At 64.1% G+C, this 4,615-nt stretch carries 7 protein-coding genes; 1 reads left to right on the top strand and 6 read right to left on the bottom strand.

Annotated features, from left to right (window positions below; genetic code table 11):
* Window positions 1-314: 314 nt before the first annotated feature.
* The 4 genes from JJ869_RS22195 to JJ869_RS22180 are packed head-to-tail and all read right to left on the bottom strand — an operon-like array spanning window position 315 to window position 3,161.
* Window positions 315-737 carry a hypothetical protein gene (locus JJ869_RS22195; RefSeq protein ID WP_292270889.1) on the bottom strand — a complete coding sequence of 141 codons (423 nt, stop codon included), beginning with the start codon at window positions 735-737 and terminating at the stop codon, window positions 315-317.
* A gap of 11 nt (window positions 738-748) precedes the next feature.
* Window positions 749-1,873 carry a hypothetical protein gene (locus JJ869_RS22190; RefSeq protein ID WP_292270887.1) on the bottom strand — a complete coding sequence of 375 codons (1,125 nt, stop codon included), beginning with the start codon at window positions 1,871-1,873 and terminating at the stop codon, window positions 749-751.
* 23 nt (window positions 1,874-1,896) lie between these two features.
* A complete protein-coding gene (locus JJ869_RS22185; RefSeq protein WP_292270884.1) occupies window positions 1,897-2,661 on the bottom strand; it encodes a hypothetical protein in 765 nt (254 codons plus the stop codon).
* An 11-nt stretch (window positions 2,662-2,672) separates the two neighbouring features.
* Window positions 2,673-3,161 (bottom strand): hypothetical protein, encoded by a 489-nt coding sequence (locus JJ869_RS22180; protein ID WP_292270881.1) that lies wholly within the window; start codon window positions 3,159-3,161, stop codon window positions 2,673-2,675.
* 133 nt (window positions 3,162-3,294) lie between these two features.
* Here JJ869_RS22180 and JJ869_RS22175 point away from each other — a divergent pair, with 133 nt between their 5' ends.
* Window positions 3,295-3,810 carry a DUF3592 domain-containing protein gene (locus tag JJ869_RS22175; RefSeq protein ID WP_292270879.1) on the top strand — a complete coding sequence of 172 codons (516 nt, stop codon included), beginning with the start codon at window positions 3,295-3,297 and terminating at the stop codon, window positions 3,808-3,810.
* 29 nt (window positions 3,811-3,839) lie between these two features.
* Here the strand turns inward: JJ869_RS22175 and JJ869_RS22170 are convergent, their stop codons facing one another.
* Together JJ869_RS22170 and JJ869_RS22165 are read right to left on the bottom strand one after the other, a co-directional pair.
* A complete protein-coding gene (locus JJ869_RS22170; RefSeq protein ID WP_292270878.1) occupies window positions 3,840-4,046 on the bottom strand; it encodes a hypothetical protein in 207 nt (68 codons plus the stop codon).
* Window positions 4,047-4,054: 8 nt separating this feature from the next.
* Window positions 4,055-4,615, bottom strand: a 561-nt coding sequence (locus JJ869_RS22165; protein ID WP_292270874.1) for a hypothetical protein, incomplete at its 5' end; no start/stop codon positions are given.

Raw genomic sequence — 4,615 nt, 5'->3', positions numbered from 1 at the left:
TGGCGTCCGCGTCAGCTGCGGTGCCGATGATACCGACGACGGACATGTCGCTGGCCACAGGCGGCCGAGGCTCATTGTCGATCCGCTGGATCGACAGGCCAAAGGTAGGATCAGACATGGGGGATGTCCTTTGCATGGATGTCACCCGACAGGCGCTATGGAGGGTTGAAATTGGGCTTGCACACATGTGCGGACGCATCTGCGTGTCGAAGAACCGACACATTGTCGAAAAACCGACACATAAATGTCCGCAGACGGATCAGTGCCGCGCGACAAACTGACTGAGACCTTCATCAAGTCTGTCCCGCTACAGATCAGCCGCTGCGAATGGCAGCACCGCGCTCTGCGGTGATAAAGCCATTGGCTTCGAGATAGGCGAGCCCTTCGGTGACATCCGCGCTGGTCAGGTCCACGTCCTCCGCGAGGGTCAGCATCAGCAGGAAGTCGGCGACCACCGGGTCTGTAGCCTCGGCGGCACGCAGTGCTATGCGCTCGGCTCGGGTGAAGCGGCGCAGGAAGTCGAGGCGCGAGACCACCGTGACGGGCTCGGGCGGCGGGGGTGCTGCGGCTGCAACAGGGGCTGCGGCCTCGAACTTGCGACCGGTTTTGACAAAGCCCGGTTCGACCGCGTCCGGCACCTGGACATACTCTCCGTGCAGCGCGGGGTGGATGCGGCCCTCCAGGGTGTCCAGCACCTCGATGACGGTGTCGTTCACGACTTTTGCAAACTTGCTCATGAATCTCCCCTTTACAGGATCAGCGCGTATTGAAGGATGATCAGCCCGTCGCCGCCAAAGCCGTGGCCGGTCCCGGTGCCAAACTGATAGCCGGACCCGCCACCGCCGCCTGCGTTGCCGCCGTGGCCGCCTGCGGAATACTGGCCAGCGCCGCCGCCACCGCCGAGGATGCCGCCGTTTCCAGCGACCATGTAGGCATGGCTTGCAGAAGAGCTGTAGGACATCGCGCTGCCGCCCCCGGCACCGGGTCCGCCATTCCCGGCGTTGGTGCCCGCCATTTCAGAGGATTGCTTCGTTGCGGCATTGCCGCCGCCACCTCCGCCGCCGAGCAGGATCAGGTTGGGATCAAAGATGGCAAAGCCGCCGCCGCTTTCGGCTGCAGACACATCGATGGAATTGTTGGAATAACTGTTGGCGCCTGCGCCGCGTCCGCCACTGCCGAGCAAGCCTGCGCCGCCTTGGCCGCCGTAGGAGTAATAGGTACTGCTCTGAGCGGCGCTCATGCCCAGCCCTGCCGTTCCAGCCCCACCGGCGCTGACGTTGGACGTGTAAGGACGTGTGCCGGGGAATGAGATGGAGGCACCGCTGCCGCCGGTATAGGTTGTGCCAGCCCCGCCAGGATGACCGTTCCTGTCACCATCAGGATGTGGGGCCGCACCACCGCCGCCTCCAGCACCGCTCGACGAGCTGTAAGACCCCGTTCCTCCGTTGCCGCCGCGCCGGTTGATGTCACCACCAACACCGTTGCCCCCGGAGCCACTGCTCCGAGAGCCGCTATTGCCGCCCGTTGCGGAGAGAAACGCTCCGAAGGAAGAGGTGCCGCCGACGCCGTTATATCCTTGGGACCCAGCCCCAACAGTCACGGTGATGGTCCCACCGATGGTCAGCTCGGATACGGGGACTTCCGACAGTGCAAGGCCACCGCCGCCACCGCCATATCCATTGCCGGTCCCGCCGCTATTGACACCGCATGCACCCCCGGCCCCCCAGACGCGCACAATGAGCGGCACCTCGGGGTCGATGGTCTCGGGGATTTTCCAACCGTAGCTTCCGGCTGCATTGAAGATCTTGATCTGGTTCCGGGGGCCACCGCCACCGCCCGCCGTCATGTTCGCCGGGTTAAAGACCGTGCGCATTTTTGCGTCCTTTCATGTTCAAGTTAGATCAGCGCCGAGATGCCCCAGGCGGTCAGGGCCACGGTGTCGGTATCGGCCTGCGCGTAGAGCCGGTCGCCGGGGCCGAGGATCAGCGCGGTGCGGTAAATGATGCCGCCGGGGTTCAGCGCGACGGCGTGCTCGAAAGTGTGTTTGGGCTCGAGCACGATATCGATCCCAGTCTCGCCGGTGGCTGTGCCTGAGCTGAACGACACCGTTGGGGCCTCGGAGAAGCCTGTGCCCGGATTGGTCAGCGTCAGGCTCAACACGGCAAAGGTCAGCACGAAGGTCGCGCCGGCCCCTGATCCGCCGGTCACCGGTGCAGGGCTGTCGGGGAGAACCGCGTAGTCGCCCCCGGACGTCAGCTCGGCCGCTTGGATCGCGCCCGCGCCGTCCACGTCGGTGACAGTGATCACCGCTGCCGTCTGATCCGTCACGGCCACCGAAAGTGCGTCACCGACAGCATAGCCGGTGCCCGCGTCCACCATCGTCATGCTGTCTGCAATCATGCGGGCGGTTGCAGCTGCGCCAGTGCCGCCGCCGCCCTCGATTGTGACGTCCGGGATGGCGACATAGCTGGCACCGCCGTGTGTCACCGCAAGCCCGGTCACACGCACCGCCTCGCGCGAGGCCGCATAAAGCGTCACGGTGGCGATGTCGGAGCCGGTGTTCACCGCATTGATGTTGAAGGTGGTCCGCCGTCCGGTGGGGATGGTCAGGACCTCCACCGCCGTGTCCGCCGCACTCATCTGGTTTGCAAGGATGCTCATGGGCCTGGTCCTCAGAGTTGATTGAAGAAGAAGGAGGTGGCGGTCAGACCGGAGGCCGTCGCCACCGCCGCCAGCGCAGTTTCGGTGACCTCGGCCACAGCGCCCTCGGTGGTTTCGGCGACCGCCGCCAGCACCGCGTCTCGCTCGGTTACGATAGCCACAAGCGCAGCACCTTGCGCCTCCGCGATCGGTGGCAAGGCTGCAGTCCCCGCCGCGTTGATGCTGCTGAAGTGGTTGGCCATCGCCGCATCCGCCGCTGCCAGCGCATCCGCGATGGCCTGCAAGGCGTTGTCCCGAGACGTCGCGACCTCAACAGAGACCGCAGCGCGCTGTTCCTCGCCGAGCATCTCCACCTCGATGGCGGTGGTCTTGCCCGCGATGCGCTCAAGGGCCGTGCCCAGCATTGCAAGGTCTTCGGCCGTTGCCGTCTCCGAGGACGCCAGCGCCTCGATCTTGGTCTTGAGGGCGCTCAGCGCGCCCCGCAGCAGGATATCCGTCATGGGGTCCTCATGGTTTTCGAATGCTTTTTTGGTTGTTTCGCCGGTACAGACGCTTAGACCGACGCCCTCGAGCCCGTTCTTTTGTGCGGCAAATCGTGTAGAAGCGTGGCTCAGAGAAAGGAGCGAGTTGCCAATGGCCGGATTTCACAAGAACGCGCGCGCGCAGCGTTTGAACAATCGTGCCACGTATTGGCTTACGCGACTGGTCGCGCCAATCACGCTGATCTTCGGGTTGAGCATGATTTACGAGCGGGGCGTTGCGCTCTTCACCTTTGAGCGCACAGAAGGTGTGATCATAGGTGCCAGCTATGATGACAGCTCATATTCACGGTTAGACTCAACGCGAGTTTCATCACACGTCCGCTTCATGGATCTGCAGGGACAAGAGCACGTCTTCTTTTCTGTCTATTCGACGGCAAAGTCTGATGACATCGGGCAGACAGTGCCAGTTCTCTACAACCCGGATTTGCCAGGCGACGCCGTCATTCCCGACTTCTGGGATTTTTATGTCCAGCCAATCATCATTAGCCTTATGAGCATCTTCCTTTGGTGGTTTGGGACGCTTGCCCGCACGTTCGTGCCCCCAACCCTGAAGCCGGAGGACGTTCTGGGACCAGATGGAGCCTTTGGAGACGACAACAAAAGGTGATCGAACTGTGACCCTACAAAGTCGCGCCGTCACAGTTTCAGTCCGATGAAGTCGTGCACCCAGCGCCGCCGGGTTTCGGCGATCTGAGCCGTGACGTCCGCGTCAGCGGCAACCAGCGTGGTGCGCAGCCGCTCGATATCCGCCTGCATCGTGTTGTCAGAATGGGGGAGCGGGTAGCCCCGCCCCTCCGTCCGCTCGTCTCGGTTCACGCCTTGTGTGGCTGCCGTGTTGCTCATGCGCCCCCTCACTTGAGGATGGCGCGCAGGGCGCTGGCGAACGGCCGCGCCGCCGGAGTGCCCGACAGGGCGATCTTGATGCGGGTCACGTTGGCGGCCCTCACACCGGCAAGTCCTGCGCCAACATAGTGCCGCTCCTCGCCGCCGTTCTCGATCGGCTGCCCGCTCTCCAGCGTCAGCGCAAACCAGCCCGCATCCGTCTCGGCGAACACCGCCACGCCAGCCCCGGGCGGGATCAGCGTGTCGAGATAGACCGAGACATCAAACGTCGCCGCCGCCGGGATCGCCCGGCTGACATACTCCGCCTCCGAGGCCAGCGCGCCGTTCAGCACCTGCACGCCGGGGAAGAGAACCGGTGTGAACCGCTCCGAGCCTGAGAGCACCGCCTCCACGCTCAGCCTGTCCGACACGCGCGCCGCCAGATTGAGCGCAGCACCTTCCGTCATGCGGAACACCTGGCCCCCGCTGTCGCGCAGCACGAAGGTCACATCGGTCTCGGACGACATGCGCTCCACACCCGCCAGCGCGATGAAGTCGGTGCTCTCCGAGACCGTGATCTCCCCAAGCGC

It is taken from the genome of Marivita sp. (assembly GCF_017643905.1).
In the GTDB taxonomy this organism is placed as follows: domain Bacteria; phylum Pseudomonadota; class Alphaproteobacteria; order Rhodobacterales; family Rhodobacteraceae; genus Marivita.
This window is presented reverse-complemented; position numbering and strand designations above follow the sequence as displayed.

Coding starts and splice junctions, on each gene's coding strand:
- JJ869_RS22195 (WP_292270889.1), bottom strand. CDS start 737: ATGAGCAAGTTTGCAAAAGTCGTGAACGACACCGTCATCGAGGTGCTG.
- JJ869_RS22190 (WP_292270887.1), bottom strand. CDS start 1,873: ATGCGCACGGTCTTTAACCCGGCGAACATGACGGCGGGCGGTGGCGGT.
- JJ869_RS22185 (WP_292270884.1), bottom strand. CDS start 2,661: ATGAGCATCCTTGCAAACCAGATGAGTGCGGCGGACACGGCGGTGGAG.
- JJ869_RS22180 (WP_292270881.1), bottom strand. CDS start 3,161: ATGACGGATATCCTGCTGCGGGGCGCGCTGAGCGCCCTCAAGACCAAG.
- JJ869_RS22175 (WP_292270879.1), top strand. CDS start 3,295: ATGGCCGGATTTCACAAGAACGCGCGCGCGCAGCGTTTGAACAATCGT.
- JJ869_RS22170 (WP_292270878.1), bottom strand. CDS start 4,046: ATGAGCAACACGGCAGCCACACAAGGCGTGAACCGAGACGAGCGGACG.